This is a genomic window from Hyphomonas beringensis, from assembly GCF_000682755.1.
Lineage (GTDB): Bacteria > Pseudomonadota > Alphaproteobacteria > Caulobacterales > Hyphomonadaceae > Hyphomonas > Hyphomonas beringensis.
This window is the reverse complement of sequence record NZ_AWFF01000001.1, coordinates 235,414-253,259: the sequence shown is the minus strand read 5'-3', so window position 1 is coordinate 253,259 and position 17,846 is coordinate 235,414. Positions and strand designations below refer to the sequence as shown.

11 protein-coding genes are annotated in these 17,846 nt (G+C 54.7%); 9 read left to right on the top strand and 2 right to left on the bottom strand.

Features of this window, described 5'->3' with window-relative positions:
- Positions 1-107: 107 nt before the first annotated feature.
- The 5 genes from HY29_RS01120 (at position 108) to HY29_RS01100 (ending at position 8,773) form a co-directional block, all read left to right on the top strand.
- Complete coding sequence (locus HY29_RS01120) at positions 108-1,733, top strand: M1 family aminopeptidase (protein WP_034790134.1); 1,626 nt, start codon at positions 108-110, stop codon at positions 1,731-1,733.
- Positions 1,734-1,927: 194 nt separating this feature from the next.
- On the top strand, positions 1,928-3,127 hold the full coding sequence (locus tag HY29_RS01115; RefSeq protein ID WP_081811163.1) for a pyridoxal phosphate-dependent aminotransferase: 1,200 nt from the start codon (positions 1,928-1,930) through the stop codon (positions 3,125-3,127).
- A complete protein-coding gene (locus tag HY29_RS01110; protein ID WP_034790132.1) occupies positions 3,111-4,451 on the top strand; it encodes an APC family permease in 1,341 nt (446 codons plus the stop codon). The genes HY29_RS01115 and HY29_RS01110 overlap by 17 nt, the downstream gene beginning before the upstream one ends.
- A 290-nt stretch (positions 4,452-4,741) precedes the next feature.
- The gene (locus HY29_RS01105; RefSeq protein ID WP_241765103.1) at positions 4,742-7,648 is read left to right on the top strand and encodes a TonB-dependent receptor domain-containing protein; all 2,907 of its coding nucleotides are present in this window, start codon (positions 4,742-4,744) and stop codon (positions 7,646-7,648) included.
- A gap of 168 nt (positions 7,649-7,816) precedes the next feature.
- Positions 7,817-8,773 carry an ornithine cyclodeaminase family protein gene (locus HY29_RS01100; RefSeq protein WP_034790121.1) on the top strand — a complete coding sequence of 319 codons (957 nt, stop codon included), beginning with the start codon at positions 7,817-7,819 and terminating at the stop codon, positions 8,771-8,773.
- A gap of 25 nt (positions 8,774-8,798) precedes the next feature.
- On the opposite strand, the gene HY29_RS01095 is transcribed toward HY29_RS01100, so the two are convergent.
- Positions 8,799-10,055 (bottom strand): aminotransferase class V-fold PLP-dependent enzyme, encoded by a 1,257-nt coding sequence (locus tag HY29_RS01095; protein ID WP_034790578.1) that lies wholly within the window; start codon positions 10,053-10,055, stop codon positions 8,799-8,801.
- A 176-nt stretch (positions 10,056-10,231) separates the two neighbouring features.
- Here HY29_RS01095 and HY29_RS01085 point away from each other — a divergent pair, with 176 nt between their 5' ends.
- Entirely contained in the window at positions 10,232-11,773 is a 1,542-nt protein-coding gene (locus tag HY29_RS01085) for a S10 family serine carboxypeptidase-like protein (RefSeq protein WP_034790114.1), read from the top strand.
- Positions 11,770-13,812 (top strand): amidohydrolase family protein, encoded by a 2,043-nt coding sequence (locus tag HY29_RS01080; protein WP_034790112.1) that lies wholly within the window; start codon positions 11,770-11,772, stop codon positions 13,810-13,812. Before HY29_RS01085 ends, HY29_RS01080 begins: the two co-directional genes overlap by 4 nt.
- Before the next feature lie 48 nt (positions 13,813-13,860).
- Here the strand turns inward: HY29_RS01080 and HY29_RS01075 are convergent, their stop codons facing one another.
- A complete protein-coding gene (locus HY29_RS01075; RefSeq protein ID WP_034790110.1) occupies positions 13,861-14,343 on the bottom strand; it encodes an Lrp/AsnC family transcriptional regulator in 483 nt (160 codons plus the stop codon).
- 358 nt (positions 14,344-14,701) lie between these two features.
- Between HY29_RS01075 and HY29_RS01070 the strand changes: the two genes are divergently transcribed.
- The gene (locus HY29_RS01070) at positions 14,702-16,210 is read left to right on the top strand and encodes a S10 family peptidase (protein ID WP_206741897.1); all 1,509 of its coding nucleotides are present in this window, start codon (positions 14,702-14,704) and stop codon (positions 16,208-16,210) included.
- A 28-nt stretch (positions 16,211-16,238) separates the two neighbouring features.
- Entirely contained in the window at positions 16,239-17,831 is a 1,593-nt protein-coding gene (locus tag HY29_RS01065; protein WP_034790108.1) for a S10 family peptidase, read from the top strand.
- Positions 17,832-17,846: the final 15 nt, after the last annotated feature.

Sequence of the window (17,846 nt, the reverse complement as noted above, 5' to 3'; positions counted from 1 at the left end):
TAAGGCAAATCATGCGGCAAGCGGTGTGTGGACGAAATGCCTTGGCTTGTTATTGCCTGAACGCTCAGAGATGCTGAAACCTGTAATTGTTCCTGGGAGGCGTAAGCATGTCGCAAAATGTTGGAATTCGTGGGGCGCAGGCGGTGAGGGGGCGCTCTGCCTCTACTGTCTTCACGACTGTGGCAGTGCTGACATGCCTGTCAGTGGCCTCCTGTGGCCAGGCCGAGACGGATGCTCGGGAGTCTTCTGTTCCCGCGCAGCAGGAGCAGGAAGTTGCGGCTTTTTCTGTCACGCTCAAACCTACGCTTGGGGCCGACAAGGAGGTCGATGCAATCGAAGTGTCTGGCGTCATGAATGGAGGGCTGGCTGAAGGAGAGGGCCGCCTGAAGCTCATGGCCCCCGTGGTATACGCTAATGTGGAGCACATTGCCGACCGCATCATGAATCTTTCCGTTACCGATTCAGATGGTCCCGTCGAGTTCACAATTGAAGATGATGACCCCGCGCCGGGTGGCTATCCGTATTTTCGCCATTGGACAGCGACACGCGATGTCTCCTTTCCGGTCAATATCCGCTATCGCGCCCTGGTGCAGCCTCCGGGCGGGCCGCGCGGTCCTGCCTTTGGTATTCGACCTTCGGCTGGGGGCATCAGCGGGGCAGGTGCGGGCTTTATGCTTGTGCCGGTGAATGTGAAGTCAGAAACGTCGCAACTGAATTGGGACCTCTCTTCGTTCGAACGACCCTCCGTCGGTGTCACAACATTTGGCGAGGATAAGGTGAAGGTGGACGGCCCACCAGCGAACATCATCCAGGGATGGTATATGGCTGGCCCCGCTGAATACTATCCCTCCGGCGATGCCGAGAGCGACTTCCATGCATACTGGCTTGGGGATTTTCCGTTTGATGAGCAGGCGGCAATGGCCTTCACAAGCCACATGTACGACTATTTCGAGCAGTACTTTGATCACCTTGATCCTGCACCGGAGTATCGTGTGTTCATGCGCCTGATGGAGACCAAGCCTTATGGGGGCGGCACAGCCTTGGCGAACTCCTTCATGCTGTCACGAGGGCCTGCGCGACCCGAAGAACTAGACGATAGGGATGGCCCCCGATCAACCTTAGCGCATGAGTTGCTGCATCAGTGGACCGGCTCACTTGTGGGGCATCCTATCCAGACCAATTGGTTCTCGGAAGGCCTGACGACGTATTACGAATACACCTTGCCGTTCAAGGCCGGTGAGATTTCACTTGAGCAGTATGTCGCCGGTCTCAATCATCTCAGCGAGATGTACTACACGAATCCCTCGCGTGACGGCTCAATTGAAGAGATCATGAAGGTTGGCTTCGGCAATGATGTTGTCAGGCATGTCCCTTATCAGCGCGGCGCGCTTTACTTCGCTGATCTGGATGCGCGACTGAAGCATGCCAGCCACGGGGAAAGCGGGCTGCATGAGTTCATGAAGGATGTCTTTGCGGCCCGCGAGTCTGGTGAAGTGGATCTGACTGTTGATGCGTGGAGCGGCTTTGTGAGCAAGGCGCTGGGCCAGGATGAAGCAATCTTCGTTCAGAAGCTGCATGAAGATGGTATGACACTCTATCCTGATCCGGAAAGCTTCGGTCCCTGTATCACAGGGGAGCGCGTAACCAAGGACATCGACGGCCAAAGCTATGACCTGATGGAATGGCGCATCGTCCCGGATGTTTCCGTGGAAGTGTGCCGGGAGAAGCTTTGATTGCAACAGGATGAGGCGGGCTAGCTGCGGGCCAATATGAGGCGCTGTCAGAACATTTATGCGTTCTGAGGGATGCTTTGGGGAGGCTTCGCATAAAAATTCTTCCCGCCTTCCGTATTCTTGCAACTATCGGGTTATGTGAGGCTGTTGGTTCCTGACCCTGAGAGCTGAAGTGATATTTGGGGTCTGCTCACGTGAATTCATCTGGCGATTACTTTTCGGAAGACAGTTGGCTTAGCTATGCGCACTGGGTGCGTGATGCGAGCCGCTTGATGCATGCTGGGGCACCGGGCAAGGTAGGGCTGTTCGACAGCTCCGTACCGGAACCGTCGACCTTGCTGGCAGAAACCACCTCACGCGCATTTCGCTTTGGGCTGCCAAGCAGCTTCCAGAGCGTCTTTATGAGGAGTAATCCTGTCCTCGCGGCTCAATTGGCAGAACGCTATGGCGTGTCCCAGGAAAACGTGATTTGCACAACCGGCGCTACAACCGCGCTTTCGATGATCTATCAGGCATTACTGTCGCCTGGAGAGGAAGTTCTGGTTGAAAGACCGGGCTTCGACATCTTCGCGAATTTCGCAAAACATGCCGGGCTGGAAGTGGCCTTTTTTGATCGTCCGGCACCCGAATTTCAAGTCTCTGTCGATGAAGTCATTGGTGAATTGAAAGACACAACCCGGATGGTTGTGATCAGCAATTTACACAATCCGAGCGGTGTTTGCATTCCTTTGGACACGCTTGAGCGGCTGGCGATCGCGCTGGAAGCTCGGAATGTGACTTTGTTGATTGATGAGGTTTATCAGGATTACGCCGTTGAAGGGTGCCAAAGCCTCAATATGAATAAGCATAAGAACGTCATTCGCATTGGCAGCATGACGAAGAATTTCGGCCTCAATGCCTTGCGGTGTGGCTGGGTCTTTGCCGCTGGAGATATCCAGGAAAAGCTTAGAAAATATTTCAACAATATCGATTTTGGTGTTTCCAAATTCTCCCATGCTGTAGCCTCAGAAGTGCTGTCACAGTCAGATGTATATGACACCTGGAGAACACGGATCATGGATGGAGCGCGGCCTGTTGCTGAAGCCGCCATCTCGAAAATGGTTGAGGACAATCTGCTGGACATCGAGATGCCGCTGATCGGCTGCACGTGTTTTCCGCGCGTTCCTGGCGTCAGTGACACACGGGCCCTGTCCGGCTGGCTTATCAGCCATCATGGCGTTGTTGTTGTGCCGGGCGAATGCTTCGGAATTGCAGGGCACATCCGCATAGGCTTTGCGCATGAGGAAATGCAGCTGAAGTCTGGTCTTGAGCGCCTGGCCAAAGGATTAGCTGAGTATCGTCGACGCGGCGAGAGCGCAGTGAAAAAGGTAAGTGACAATGTCGGCATCCGATAAGGCCAAGGCCTCTCAGGAGCTTCACCGGGATGTCGGGGTAGGCGGAATTGTATCGCTCGGGCTGGGCACAGCTGTGGGCGTTTCCGTTTTCTCGATCATGGCGCCCGCGACGCTTTTGGCTGGTCCTGCCATGTTGGTTGCCATGTTGCTGGCGATGATCCCGATGGTGGTTTACGCCATAATTTATGCGTTTATGGGGGCTGCGGTTCCCGTGACGGGAGCGTCCTTTGAGTGGCCGCGCCGTTTCGTCCACCCGTTTCTGGGCTTCTTTATCAGCTGGTTGCGTATCGCTGGCAGCACGTCAGCCATGATCGTGCTCACCATGGTGCTTGTCTCCTATGTCAGCAGCATTTTCGCGCTGCCTCTGAAACCCACCATGTTTGGCCTTCTGGTCTTCGTCATGCTGGTGAACCTGATGGGTGTATCTGCTGCCGCAAAGAGCCAGTTCATCATGCTACTCGTTTTGTTGGCCACTTGCGTGCTGTTCACTGTCGGCAGTGTTCCGGATATTGAGATCTCCCGCTTTCACCCCTTTATGAGTGAAGGGGTGGTGGGCATTTTCGCAGCCATTCCGCTTCTGATTTCCCTTTTTCTGGGGATTGAGAGTGCCACGGAAGTTGGTGGTGAGGTAAAGAACCCCGCTCGCACAATTCCGCTAGGGATCACGATTTCCATTCTGCTGACAGCGGCGACCTACTTCATGGTCGCGTTTGCTGCGCTCGGTGTGCTGGGGCCGGAAAAGCTGGCCGCTTCCGAAGCCCCTCTGCTGGATGCCGGCATGGCAGTCTTTGGCGACTGGGGGCGTTACCTGATCGTTCTGAGCGCCATTGTTGCGATCGGCAGCTCAGTGAACGCGACCTTCATCATCATGTCCCGATTCCTCTACGCCATGGCAAGGGAGGGTATGTTGCCCGCCCGTCTGGCGACGGTGGATGGCCGGCATGGTGTGCCGCGCGCGGCTATTTTATGCACATTTGTCATGTGCTGTGCGGGATTGTTGTTGCCAGGCAATCTGGTCTTTTTGTTTCTGGCGGTGAATATCCCGACCATTCTCAAATATTCCGCGACCTGCCTCGCCACGATCTCCCTGCTCGTAAAGAGGCCGGACCTGCATGAAGCCTCGAAATTCCGTCCCTCCCGAACACTTCTTTTCTTTCTGTCCGGGTTGGGCATAGTTCTTGGCATATTCATAATCGTAGCAGGCTGGTCAGCCGATTGGCGACCTTATGCTCTGTTGCTGGTCTGGTCACTTTTGGGCTGCGCCTATTACGCTTTCATCGTGTTTCGCCAGGGCCGTGCGTCCAAGGCTGCACCAGTCTCCTGACCATCTGAAATGAATATTCATGGGAATAGGCCTGGAGAATAATTGTTGCGCTACGCAGCAGGCAAGTCATGCAAATAGGATAAAATTTTCGTCATCCTGTTTCTAGCGTGTTCTCAGAGAGAAATTTGCGCCGACCGACAAAGTTGGTGCGCCAACAAAAGTCGTGCAGGAAAATGGGGTCCTCAATGAAACGTGCCGTTGTTATCAAAAATCTGCTTAGCACCTGTGCCGCTGCGGCCCTTGTGCCTGTTCTCGTCGCATCGTCGGCAAACGCCCAGGAAAGTGACACCTTGTCAGTTCCCGAGCAGGCCGCAGATGAAACGGCGACCATGGATGCTGTTGTTGTAACCGGATCCCGTATCCGCCGCAGCGTCGCGGAAACGTCTGCCCCGGTGACGAGCATCGGTGACGAGGTCTTCGCCGAGCGCGGACTTGTCAGCGCTGCAGACGCCCTCAACCAGATAACTTCTCTGGTGCCGCAATATAACCAGGCAGCAGGCGACGGCAGCAGTAGTGGCGACGGCCAGCAATATGCCGAATTGTTCGGTCTGGGAGCCGGGCGCACTCTGACGTTGGTTAATGGCCGTCGTTTCGTTACGACCTCCAGCGGTCTCGGTGATGCTCAGGTTGATGCCAATATCATCCCGACGGGCCTGATTGACCGTATCGAAGTCGTGCAGGCTGGTGGCGCCGCTGTATATGGCTCTGACGCGATTGCCGGTGTTGTAAACTACATCCTGCGCGATGACTTCGAAGGCGTCGAACTGGACTTTCAGTATGGTGACACCGAACTCAACAATTACGAGCAGACGTCCTGGCGCGTAACTGCGGGGCAGAACTTCGACAATGACCGCGGTAATGTCGCGATCAATATCGAAGGCTCCAGCACGCCGCTTGTCCGCTTCTCGGATTTCCCGACGTCCAATCGCTCCCGCATCACGCAGGGCAACCCGGATGATACGGGGCCCAATGACGGCATTCCGTCCTTGAGGGAAGTCATCCCGGCCTATTTTTGGAACTTCAATGGCAACGGTGTTGTCTACAGCGTCCCGGCGCCGCTGGAAATGTTCCAGACGACGCTGGATGGTACGCCTATCCAGTTTGCGCCTGATGGCTCGATCATCTCTTACGATCCGGGTGATGTCCTGGGGATCCCGTTCGCGGAAGGTGGCCAGGGCACGCGCTATAGCGATCTTGCAGGCCTGCGCACAGGTGTTGACCGCTTGAGCGGTAACCTGATTGGCCATTATGACCTTACGCCGGGTATCCGTCTCAATACGGAGCTTCTTTACTCCAAGACGGATGCTGAGAGCGTTCCACAGGGATATGCGCGTACGGTTCTGAACCAGACAGATCCTGCGCTTGGTGCAATTCTATTCACTCGCAGCAATCCCTTCCTGACGGATGATGCGATTGCGTCACTTTCCGCCGCAAGCCCATCTTTTGCGGCTGGTGCGCCTCTGTGGCTGTCTCGGAACTTCTACAATGATACGTTCCCATCCAATGTTCAGAAGAACGAAACAGAAGTCTGGCGCGGTCTCGTTGGCCTGGAAGGTGACTTTGATGCCGCCGACAGGAACTTCTACTGGACCGTATCAGGCAGCTATGCTGAAGTCAGCGGTTCACAGTCCGTTTGGGATGCGGATATCGCCAAGTTCAACAATGCCGTTCGGGCTGTAGATGACGGCGCCGGCAACATTGTTTGTGCCATCAATGCAGATTCTGACACGACGAATGACGACCCGAACTGTGCCCCGCTGAACCCGTTCGGTGCCGGCAATATCAGCGAAGCTGCATCTCGCTATGTCTCTGTGATGTCCGGCATGGACTACAAGAACAAGCAGTTCGATTTCCTGGCCACCATCGGTACGGAAGTTTATCAGCTTCCGGCTGGCGCAATCGACATGGTGCTGGCCTATGAGCATCGCCGTGAGGAAGCCAGCTTCACGCCTTATGAAGCCAACCAGCTTGGCCTTCTCTCTGGCGGCACGCAGGAAGTGCCGACATCCGGCGACTACAATACGAACGAGCTGTCAGCTGAGGTTCTGGTGCCTATTCTGGGCGGTGATGTAACTCTGCCCTTCGCTCAGGCTCTTGAGCTGAATGGTACATACCGTTTTGTCGACAACTCCATCGCAGGCGAGGAATCTGTCTGGAGTGTAGGCACGCGCTGGGAAGTGACAGATGGCGTGACGATTCGTGCCACGAAGAGCCGTAACTTCCGTGCACCGACGCTTGAGCAGTTGTTTGCACCCGCCAACACGACGATCTCCAATGCGGGGAATGACCCATGTGACGCTGATCGGATCGATGCGGGGCCGAACCCGTCTATCCGCCGCGCCAATTGTGAAGCCGAATGGGCTGCTAATCCTCAATATGGTGATCTGGCATCCTTCCAGGATCCGGCCGAGAACTTCTCGATCACGAGCGTTGCTGTCGGTGGTAACCCGGAGCTGCGCAACGAGGTCTCTGATACGGTCACCTACGGTATCGTATTTGACCACTTCCTAGTCCCGGGTCTGACTCTGTCTGCGGACCGCATCGAAATCGACCTGACAGACGGTCTTTCGGCCTTCACGACGGAAGACTTCATGGCCGCCTGTTATGACAGCGCTAGCCCCTCTGATGAGGTGTGTTCTGCCTTTACCCGCCTTCAGGCGGCAGACGGCACGAACCCGGCGGGCACGGTGGTGACGGGGCGAACGACGACCTTCAATGCCGGTCAAATCATCTTCAAGGGCGAAGTATATTACGCGAACTATGATTTCGACCTTGATGCTGTCTGGAATGGTGCGCCTGGTCAGATGTCCTTTGGCCTTGAGGCAACACACGTGTCAGAGTTGAGCACATCAGTTACCGGCACGACCTTCAATCGCAGCGATAACACGGTTGATGATCCTGATTGGACGGGCCGTTTCAACGCCCGCTATGCAACCGGGCCTCTGATCGTTTCTTATCAGTTGAACTATCTGGACAATGTCAGCGCTGAGCAAGGGGCGACGATCGAAAATAATCCGAACCCGTTCATCGACAGTAACATCACCCACGATATCTCTGCTATCTATGATTTCGACAATGGTCTGGCGATCCGCGCAGGTATCACGAACTTTACCGATGAGCAGCCGTCTTACCCGACCCTGTCCTATGGTGATATTCTGGGCCGTCGTTACTTCGCCGGTGTGAACTACAAGTTCTGATGTTCGGCTTGGGGAGATAACTTACATGCTACGCAGTGCTGGGGTACCTCCGAACAGCGTCTGTAAATGTCTGTTTGCTATCTCCCCCTCCGGTCTTGCGCCGATGTTCGCAGGCTTTGGTCTGTGGCCATCGGCGCAAGTTAATTTCAGACAGCAGAGTAAAACTCCATGTTTGTTGTAAGTGCAGACGACATCAAAGCGCATCTCAGTTACAATGATTGCATCTCTGTTATGCGCGCGGCCATGGCACGCTTGTCCGGTGGCACGACGGAGCAGATGCTGAGGCAGATCTTGCCACTGGATGAAGGCCGCATGTTCGGGATCATGGCTGGTACGATGGGCACGAGCGCAGCGTTTGGTTCCAAGCTGATCTGCGTAACGCCGCACTCCGCTCAGAATGATATTCCGTCCCACCAAGGTGTCGTGGTCGTTTTTGACCCCCGAACATGTGCGCCCGCCTGCATAGCGGAAGCAGGAGAGATCACGTCGCGCCGTACCGCGAGTGCCAGTGCCATGGCAACGGATGTTCTGGCCCGCGAGGATAGTAAGGTTCTGGCAATTCTGGGCACGGGTGAGCAAGCACTTCACCATGCCAGGGCCTTGCCGGAAGTTCGCGATCTGGATGAGATTCGCATCTGGGGGAGAACGCCGGAAAAGGCCTCAGCATTAGCCGCAAAGGTAGAAGACGAGATGGGCATACGCGCGACGGCTCATCATGATGTTGAACAGGCGGTAGGCGTGGCGGATATCATTTGTACAGTGACGTCTTCGGATCTACCCGTCTTGCTGGCCGATATGGTAAAGCCGGGCACACATGTGAATGTTGTCGGCTCAAGTTTTGACGGCCCGCGCGAGGTGGATGATGCGCTGGTGAGCCGGTCTCGTTACTTTGCCGACTCCCGGCCCTCTGTTGAGGCTCAAGGGTCGGAATATCGTCACGCTCTTGCAAGCGGTGCCATACAGGCCAGCCATCTTCTGGGAGAGATCGGTGAGGTTCTTCTGAGCAAGGTAGACGGCCGTACATCCGATGCAGACATTACAATCTACAAATCCTTGGGTCACATCATTCAGGACATCGCCGCAGCTGGCCATGTCTGGATGAGCATGTCTCAGGAGCCGGGCTAATTCGTGAACCCTGTGACTGTTCCAATCAGGCTGTTCCGACGGTTTCGAGGAACATGTCCACATCATCTTCCGTGTTGAAGATGGAGACACTCGGACGAAAGCGGTTGGTAGACAGTGTCGTTACGATACCGGCTTTCTTCATCGGCTCTTTCAGATTCTCACGCGCACCTTCATAAGCGCACGCTACAAGAGGTGTCGTCGCTTCTGGCGGAGTGATGAGATTGTACCCTCTGGAAAGAAGGCCTTCTTTCAGCCTGGTCGTCAGTCCGATGGCATGGTTCTGGATCGTCTCCACTCCAAGATCCAGGATCAGGTCCAGAGCGGCATTCAGCATTGCCACGGTCGTGTGGGAATAAGTTCCCAGCGCAAACCATCCGGCAGCATCATCTGCAAAAGCATAATCAGCTACTGTGTCTCCCGGCGTGTCATACGGATAGACGTGAGAGGTGAATTGGCTGATGCCATAATAGCCGTAATTTGTACGCTGCAGGTGCTTCATGGCATTACGCCGTGCATAGATAAAGCCTAGTCCGAAATCTCCCATCAGCCATTTGTAGCTGGCACAGCAAGCGAAATCGACGCCGCTGGCATGCAGGTCCACTGGGACACAGCCTGCCGCATGGATGATGTCTGCATAGACAAGCGCACCGCGCGAGTGGGCTAGGTCACACACAGCCTTGAGGTCATGCTCGAATCCATTCAGTGTAGATACAAGTGACAGGCTGACGAGCCGAGTTCCCGGCGTGATGGCCTTGTCCATGTCAGCCATGTCAATGCGGCCGTCTTTTGCATATACCCAAGTTACGTCGCAGCCCTGCTTCTCCAGCTCTTCATAGAGCGGAAAAGACCCGAAAAAGTGCAGCGTATCGGTGACGACTTTTGCGCCTTTCTCAGGTAGGCCGAGTGACCTGATGATCATTTGTTCTCCAGTTGTCGTGCTCTGGACAAAAGTGATCTCGTCGGGGTCTGCGTTGACCAGGCGCGCGAATTTTTCAATCGCCGCGTCGCTGTTCAGGGAATAGTCGTCGTCAGGTGCAAGGGTTTGCCGGTGGTCGGTATAAGCTTCCAGCGATGCGCGTGCCATGTTTGAGATCGGGTGCTGTGATCCGGCATCGAGATAGACTGTATCGCCAAGGCGAAAGTCATTGCGATCAGGCAGTTTTACATCACTCTTGCGCGCCGTAGGCAGCGGCGTCTCTAAAGCGGAGGCAGATTTGCAGGAGGCCGACCCAGCAAGCGCCGCAGCAGACAAGAGCAAATAGTTTCGGCGGGACAGCAGCATGATCATCTCTCTCGATTACGCTACCGAGTCTAACTCTTTACTGAGGCTAGTCGACAGTGAAGACATGCAGGAATCACAGGCTCGCAGAATGGATCATTCAGGGAATACCGCCCTCCAGCATGATTTTTTCGGTTCTATCATCCAGGGCGTGGAAATAGGCATAGGAAAGATAGGGCATGTTGGCTGAAAATGAGGATATGATGAGCATGTTTTGTCGAAAGTCTCTCTTCGCTGCTGCGCTGGCATCTGCATTTGGTGCAGCGGCCTTGCATGCCGCAGCAGAGCCCGCGCCTGCCGTTTGGGAGCATGTGCAAACCGACAAGACATTCCATGTCTCTGATACTTACGGCGCAGACCCGCTTTCTTATGTGGTGCATTGGGACAGCTTCGCGCTCGAAATTACGAGTGACGATCATGCCACTACGATTTCCGGTACATCCTATCTGTGTCAATCCTGCGAGGCGGGCGCCGCACGGCCCGTCATGTTCCTGTTCAATGGCGGGCCTGGGGCCTCTTCTTCTCCTCTCCACTTCGCTCTTGGCCCGCGTAGTCGTCCGGAGAAGGGGACTGGCGCAGATGGCGTATTCCCGGAGAATCCTGACACTCTTCTTAGGGCAGCCGACTTGGTCTTCATCGACCCGGTCGAAACTGGCTTTAGCCGCGCCTCAGATCCTGATGGCAAGAGCCCGTATCTAAGCATTGATGGCGATGCGGAGGCTGTCAGCAGATATATTCATGCTTGGCTGGCAGAGCACGACCGGGAAAACGCGCCTGTCTTCATCACAGGGCAGAGCTATGGCGGCTTCCGGCTGGCAAACATGATGCCGTCGATAGGGGACGTGAAAGTCGCGGGTCTTGTCCTTGTCTCACCCATGCTGGATGCCAGTGGGAGTGAGAGCGATCTCGGCTATGTTTTTGCTCTGCCAACCATGGCAGCTACTGCCTGGCGTTTGGGCAAGTCTCACCTTGAAGTCGATAGCGAAGGCGAAGTATGGAATGTCGCCCGTGAATTTGCTGAAACAGAGTATCTCGTCGCCTTGCAGCAGGGCGATCTTTTAAGTCCTCAAACGGCTGAGGATATAGCGGCGAAGTTGGCTGCAATGACCGGTCTTGCCAAGCAGGATATCCTCACGTCGAAATTGCGTATCGATACGCAGATGTTTCTTGAAAACGTCATGGCAGATCAGGGCATGCTGGTGAGCCGCCTCAATACGGCGATTGTTCGCCCGGTGAAGAAACCGGAAAATTCGGATAGGCCGGCTGCCGCAAATGACCCGTCACTTGGACTCGGCAGCTCCAACAAGATTATCGCGGAAGACATTGCTTCTTATCTGGAGCAGGCAACTGGCCTGGCAGGCCTTGATGGATACTGGTCCCTTAACCTGGATGCGAACTTTGCCTGGGGCTGGTCCAGCCAGAATAGCGGTCTATTTTATACCAATGGAGCGCCTCTGTTGGGAGACTTCCTGCAGGACCATGACAATGTCTCGCTATTGGTGTTTGGCGGTTACCGTGATCTCGCTACGCCGGTATTGGCCACACAATACGCGCTCAGCCATGCGGGTCTGCCCGAAGAGCGTGTTGACCTGATCAAGATGCCGACTGGGCATTCTCCCTTTGATGAGGTGGACGGCAGGGCGCGCTTTTCGAACAGGATTTACAGGTTTTTGACGCACGCTTCCCTGCCTTCGTCAAAGGATTTTGAGGGTAAAGAATGAAGTATATCGCTGGTGCTTTGGTTGCCGCCTGTGGCCTGGTCTGCTCAGGCCTGACGGCTGCAGCACAGGAAACCTATTCCTATAGTCTTGTTCAGAATGATGAAGAGATCGGGTATCTGAAGGTCATCGAAGATGGAGCTTCGACGTCAGTAGAATATTACATGGACGATAATGGCAGGGGCCCAAAGCACACTGAGCAGATCATTATGGGGCCACACAATGTGCCGCTAGAATGGTCTATTGTGGGCAAGTCTCTCATGGGTGGGGATGTCGAGGAAAGCTTCAAGCTGTCAGACGGCGTGGCAATCTGGAATAGCCAGGCCGACCAGGGGCATGCTGATGTTCAGGGAGATGTTCTTTATGCTGTTAATGATGGCAGTCCATGGGCAAACTATGTTTACGCGAAGGCACTGCTTGCAGACGCAGACCATAGACTGCCTGTCATTCCGACCGGTGAGATGAAGCTGGAGAAGGTCGAGGACGTCACCCTGGCAGCGGACGGCAAGAAGGCCGTTCTGTCAGTGTACAGGCTGTCAGGTATTGACCTTGCCCCCACCTTGATCGCGCTTGACGAGGAGGGCAAGTTTTTCTCTCAATTCTCTGAGGCCTCAGTTGTTGTGAAGGACGGCTATGTGGCTTTGGCCAATTCTCTCATGGAATTGGCGCGTGAGCTTCAAACGCAGCGCTACAAGGATTTGGCCCAGCAACTGCGTCATACCTATGACGCTCCATATGCCATCGTGAATGTCCATATACTGGACCCACGCACAGCAGGCATCAGCGCGCCCTCAACTATACTGGTGAAAGACGAGCGCATCGAGGCGATTGAGCCTTATCAGCCAGGCAAGACCTATCCCGATGATGTCACGGTGTTCAATGGGGCAGGCGGCACGATCATGCCCGGCATGTGGGACATGCACTCACACGCCTCATTGAGCTCAGGCCTATATTATATTGCGGCGGGCGTCACATCCACGCGTGATATGGGCAACAATAATGAGTTTCTTCAACAGCTCATGAAAGATCTTGATGACGGGACACTGATCGGACCCCGCATTACCCCAGCTGGCTTCATTGAGGGGCGCAGCCCCTATTCAGCGCGTTACGGCATTGTCGTCGCGAGTGAGCAGGAGGCCCTCGATGCCGTCGATTGGTATGCTGAGCGAGGCTATACGTTCATCAAGATCTATAATTCCATGAATCCGGCTTGGGTGCCTGCCATGGCGAAGAAATCCCATGGCCGCGGTATGCGTGTGATCGGCCACGTTCCGGCATTCACGAATGCAAACGCCATGATCCGTGCTGGCTATGACGAAATAACGCATATCAACCAGTTGATGCTGGGTTGGTTGCTGACACCGGATGAGGATACGCGGACACCGTTACGTCTCACGGGTATGGCGCGTGCAGCCGGGCTGGATCTGGACTCTGACAAGGTTCAGGAAACCCTGACCCTGATGCAGGAAAATAATGTCGGCATAGATCCTACAGCTGTCATACTTGAACGGCTGATGATGAGCCGGGCGGGTGAGACCCCTCCGGGAGATGTGGACTATCTGGACCACATGCCGATCTCATATCAGCGGTATCGCAAGCGCACATTTGTCACACTGGAGGACGAGGCCGCGGACAAGGCGTACAGAGACAGCTTCCAGGTTCTCATGGATACTTTGCAGCGCATGTATGATGCGGGCATCGTAATTTTGCCTGGCACAGATGACGGAACAGGCTTCACTGTTCATCGCGAGCTGGAGCTTTACAGGATCGCTGGTATACCTGCCGAAGATGTATTGCGCATTGGGGTTTTGCAGCCTGCTGAATATCTCGGTTATGGCGACGATCTCGGCACGATTGAGGCGGGTAAATACGCTGACTTTGTCCTGTTGCCCTCCAATCCTCTGGAAACCTTCAACGTTATCAAGACCCCACGCATGGTGGTAAAGAATGGTGATGTATACTTCCCGGAAGAAATCTATCAGGCTCTATCGATTGAGCCATTTGCTTCGAAACCGGACGAAATTAAAGGCGCCTCTCACTAGAGGCGCCTTGCGGCAGTGTTGTGCTTGCGGCCGCGTTCCTGGCTTAACCTAGTAAGCCATATTGCCCCGAACAGGGACGGCCGTCGTACACTTGATTTCACCCAGTGTCGCTGTGGAGTTCACATTCTCGACGCCCGGCAGGTTCATCAGGAAGTTCATCAGAAAGTCCTGATACCATTTCATGGATTTAGCCTGGATTTTCATCATGATGTCCATCTCTCCAAAGATGGAATAGCATTCCAGAATTTCGGGGGTGTTCTGCACCTTGCGACTGAAGGATGCGCGGTCCTTTTCCGACAAGCGTGACACTTTCAGGTATGCGAAGATGTGCAGGCCATAGCCAAGCCGCTCGCTGTCGAGAATGGCGACTTGTTGCTTGATGTAGCCTTCTTCCTTAAGCCTTTGCAGTCGGCGCCAGCACGGCGACTGTGACAGGCCGACAATTTCAGCCAACTCAACAGTTGAGACAGAACAGTCTTTCTGAAGCTGTTCGAGAATCTTGATGTCAAATGAGGAGAGTTCTTCGGTCATGGGTGGCTCTATGATTGATATTATCTGATCGGGAAGACATAATCCGTCATTATGCGAAAAATGGCAATATCTATATGTGTTTTGTCTTTTTGATGTATATTCTATTACAGCGGGCGCGCGATTGTCTTTCTGCTCCTTTCCATTCGTTTCCGTGAATATGAGAACGGAATGCCCATGCGCCCCGGTAGGGAATAATAATTGCGCAACAAGCGGGGGGCGTCTCGCATAAGGTATAAAAATACCTCTCTCGGCCTCATAGCATCATGAACATAGACAAGCCTTGGGCGCCGGCTGCAGAGCAGAACATGCGCCGGCATAAAATCCATGGCATGAGGCAGTGAAATAAGGCGGAGACATCATGAAATTTGCTGCGAGCACGGCTGTATGCGCAATTGCGCTCCTGGCACTAGGAGGGTGTTCTACGGGTATCGCGCCCGCCAACAAGTCCAGAGCTGTTTCTGTTGCGGCGCCATTTACGCAAGAAATGCGCGTGACAGGCGAAGGCGTGTTCGGTGGCGAGCAGGTCAGCTATGAGGCCGCTCTCGAAACCTATGACATTTCTGGCAAGGAGGGGCGGCCCGGTGTCGAGCTGGTATCCGTCTCCTATGTGGCTGAGCCGAAGGCTGATGCGCCGCCTCGTCCGGTCTTGTTTGTCTTTAATGGCGGGCCGATCTCAGCATCGCTTTACCTCCACATGGGCGCCGTAGGGCCGAAGCGTGTGCATGTGCCAGAGGATTTGAGCGCGTCCGTCGACGCTTATACTCTGGTCGATAATCCGTACTCCCCACTGGATGTTGCAGACATCGTGCTTTTCGATCCGGCGTCTACAGGCTTCAGTCGCGTCGTAGAGGGGGGGGATCCTGAAGCATATTATTCTGTAGAGGCGGACGCACAGCAGTTCACAGATTTTGTTGCGGCCTGGCTGTCACGCCATAACCGGCAGGAAGCGCCGGTCTACATTCTGGGTGAAAGTTATGGGACCATGCGCGCGGCAGAGGCGGCGGGTCAGTTTGCCGAGGCTGAAGACGTCAATGCTCCGGCAGGAGTCTTCCTGATGGGGCAGGCGGTCAACATTATCGAATATGCCCAGCGCCGCCAGAACATCATCAGCTATGTCGTGTCACTTCCTACGCTGGTCGCAATGGGGGTAGAGCAGGGCAAGGTCGATACGCACGGCAAGAGCGTTGAGGAATACATGGCCGAAGCAAGTGAGTTTGCTGAAACCGAATATCTTCTGGCCCTTTTCCAGGGAAACCGGTTGAGTGACGATGCACTGCAATCGGTCGCCTCTAAGCTTGAGTCCTACACCGGTCTGCCAGCGGAGTATTTTGTTGAAAAGGGCCTGAAGGTCAAAAAGGATGAATACCGTCTTGCGCTATTAGCTGATGAGGGCAAAGTCCTCGGCGTCGCTGACGGTCGTTATATTAGTGACGATGCGAAGCAAGATGCGTCTGGTGTCATTTCTTACGGGTATTACAATGGCTTCCGGCAATACATGACGGAAACATTCGGGCTCGACATTGAGGGGACTTACAAACCTTCTGCCGAGGTTGCTGGTCTTAGCGCATGGGATTGGGGCGGCTCATCCCCTTTCAGTGCATATGATTACAGTGTCGGAATCGACAAGGCATTTGAGGCCAACCCCGATCTGCGCGTCCTGATCGGCAACGGATATCATGACACTATGACCACTGTTGGCGCTGCAGAGTATCTGGCGGCACAGGCAAATTGGCCTGGCTCTCAAGTCAGGTTGTCGTTTTATCCAGGCGGCCACATGGCGTATTCTCTGGATACCTCAGCAGAGCGCTTCGGCCAGGATATTCGTGACTGGGTTACCGGTCAGGGCAACTGGGCAAACGTAGAATAAGCCGCGATTTGGCAAGGGAATACAAAGTATGTTGTGCACGGTTAGAAAAATCACGGGCTCTGCTGCCATCCTATCGGCGCTTATTCTGGCGAATTGTGCGAGTGCCCAGCAATACAGTATTCCGACCTCTGTCGAGACAGCGGCGCCTGACGGTTCCGTGTCAGATCCTACCGGCGCCTCACCTGCAAATACATACCGCAAGATCACGAGCCATGATCTGGCCGTGAGGGGTGAGAAGATTACCTATGATGCGATTGTCGGCGAGACCGTCCTTTCAGATATGAACGGAAGGCCCACGGGGCGTATCTTTTCCTTCAGCTACATTCGTACAGATGTGCAGCAGCCGGACCGCCCGGTTCTATTCATTTTCAATGGCGGACCGGGGTCTTCCTCGCTCTGGATTCACATGGGCGCTATCGGGCCAAAGCGGGTTGTTCTCGATGCCGAGGTGAACCCATCCAATGTGCCGCCTTTTGGTATACAGGATAATCCCTACAGCGTGCTGGATGTTGCTGATCTCGTTTTCATCGATCCTGTGGGAACGGGGTTCAGCCTGGCTGAAGAGGGTGTCGACCCGAAAACCTTTTGGGGTGTGGATGAGGATGCCGACTCCGTTGCCCAATTCATCGAGCTCTGGCTCACCGAGCATGGCCGCTGGAACTCCCCAAAATATGTTATGGGTGAAAGTTATGGGTCTAAGCGGGCCTCGGTTCTGCCACGGGCGCTAATGGGAAGCCCAATTTATAATGGTGTGATGCGTGGCATTACGCTCGATGGTATTATCCTCCTCGGTACGACGCTTGAGTCCAATAGGTATGTAGCGGAGCTCAGTGAACAGGAGCAGGCGGCTAAGCTGGCGCGTGACCTTCCTGGGCTGGTGCTGACTGCAGCCTATCACGGGCTGGGCAATATGGCCGAACTCTCTCCGGCAGATATCTATCAACAGTCCACGGAGTTTGCGCAGAATGCCTATCAGGCCGCGTTGTTGAAGCATGCTGAAGGGACTTTGCCGCCAGATGAGCGGGACGCCATTCTTCGCCGTCTAGCAGGCATGACGGGCCTTGCGGCTGAGCAGATTGGAAATGACATCCATATTGACGAGCGGGAGTTCGCCAAGACACTTCTGCAAGGCAAGAACCTTGAAGTCGGCATGTATGACAGCCGCTATACATTGCCCCTTGATGGCAGCGGGGGGGATCCTGTTGCGGATGATCCTGCCATGGGGCGGTACGTTCCAGGATTTGTCGCGGCCTTTAATCAGATGCTTCATGAGGATCTGGAAGTCGACATGACGCGGCCTTACATTGCCATACACTGGAAAGACCTTCTTCCGAGTTGGAACTGGGAGCGACGCGGTGTAGCGCCCGGTCAGAGTTTTGCGGTTGACCTGAAATGGTCGATGCGTCGCAATCCCGCTCTGCGTCTTTTTGTGGCGTCTGGCTATTATGATCTTGTGACAACGCCGACAGAAGCACGGGCACAGCTTGACGCAGCTGATCTTCCCATGGATCGGGTCATCTTTGAAGATTATCCGTCAGGCCATATGCTCTATCTGGGCGGAACGGCAGAGAAGTTCTCCAATGATCTGAGGCACTTCCTGCAGCCAGATCCCAAACGCTAACGGCGAGAGCGCATT